We start from the raw sequence: 1,565 nt of genomic DNA, 5'->3' as shown, positions 1-1,565 counted from the left end.
AAAGCTTTGTTCTGTGGGTGCAGCAGCGGAGCTGATGCCAGAGGTGCGAGAGCACCTCGCAGAGAGAGAATTTCCAGAAAGCCACCTCCGTTATCGACACAAATCCCTCCCCCTGAGCATTTGCGTCATCCCAGAATCACTCCCCCGAACAACATCAAGATGACGCAAATGCGAACTCCCGCACCCTCCTGAAAATTTCCCCCAAACCAACTGGAAAAAGGGAATTATAAGTATCATTTTAACTATAAAACGACACTCCCTTACACACACCCCAAAATTTCAACAGAAATTGACAAATCTATGAACGATTCCTCTTCCCATTTAATATGATTTCGACATTCTTGTCAGTGAGAAAAATCAACTTTGAACCTGTTTTTATCAAGCCAATTTTTTTCATCTCTTATACTACTCTTATTATAAAATGGCTAAAAAAATGACCAAGCATTTTTAATGAATACTTGGTCCTAATCATCTATATGAATGTCGGTTCGCCAAATATCACAATAATGGTGAATCAAGGATATTAATTCAGGCCAATTGACATAGAAAAACAGCTTTGCGTTTGAGCAAAACTGTTTACCCTTTTAACATATACAAGTCTTTCGTTTAATCCCTACCCGCTCCATATCTACTACTTTTTTAATATAATCGGTTGCTAACGGGACTTTGCAAGCGGTATTTCCTACATCAACGTTCACTTTTCCGATATGTTCTGCGACCTTTTTCGCCTCAGTCGATAATGCTTGAACATAGGTGCCTACAGATATGACAAAACCATTCATAACGTAGCGGACCCAGTTTCTTTCATCGTGGATAGTTGTTTTTACCTGATGGAGCAATTCGCTAATTTCGTTTAAATTCAATAAATCATCTGGTGTAATGGACAAATAATTTGCATATGTATTCCATCCGCAAACGGCAATCATTTCTTCCTCAGATTGTATCCATTCTCTCGCTAGTTCCAGAGCATAGTCACTTTCCGCAGCTACTCCGGAAACGGTATATTCTGCGGGCGCATGCCAAAGTGCTTTCCTCGCCCAGTCCTGTAAGGTTTCTTTTGTCATTAATTTTGGATTAATCGAAAGACCCGCTAAATACATAGCATCATAATTCCCCGAGTCATACAGAGCCAACGCCAATTCCTGATCCTTTTTCACAAATTTCACAAGTTTTTTCATATCTCCAACCTTTACCCCAAAGAGCGGCTCTACCGCCCCATGACGCATCAACGTCTTTTTCGTCTGCTCCGTCCCTAATTCTTCAAGCATTTTCATTATTTCAATGTAGGTCATCCATCTTCCCTCCAATTTTAACAAGCTGACTTTCTATCATCATTTCATTTTTTGAAAGATCATAAACTATAATTCTTTTTTTAAAAGTAAAATCCTGCAGATCCTTACTATGACAGCGATTCCATATATAAAACTGGCTCCCTTTAATTATGAGTCGTGCTTATTGACCTTCTGCATGCATTTTATTAGTTGAAGGGTGTTATGAGCATCGCTTAACTACCTTCAACACTTATTTTTCTACCCGAAGGGTATTATAAAGCTTTCTTAACTACC

Annotated in this window: 1 protein-coding gene; it reads right to left on the bottom strand. The window is 39.1% G+C overall.

Annotated features, from left to right (window positions below; translation table 11 throughout):
• Positions 1 to 584: 584 nt before the first annotated feature.
• Entirely contained in the window at positions 585 to 1,292 is a 708-nt protein-coding gene (locus V7127_RS25355) for a DNA alkylation repair protein (protein WP_335490932.1), read from the bottom strand.
• Between the last annotated feature and the right edge of the window lie 273 nt (positions 1,293 to 1,565).

This window comes from Bacillus sp. JJ1773, from assembly GCF_036962035.1.
Taxonomy (GTDB): Bacteria; Bacillota; Bacilli; order Bacillales; family Cytobacillaceae; genus Cytobacillus.
Note: the sequence above shows the minus strand (reverse complement) of the source record. Positions and strands in the feature narration are given on the sequence as shown.

Coding starts and splice junctions, on each gene's coding strand:
- V7127_RS25355 (WP_335490932.1), bottom strand. CDS start 1,292: ATGACCTACATTGAAATAATGAAAATGCTTGAAGAATTAGGGACGGAG.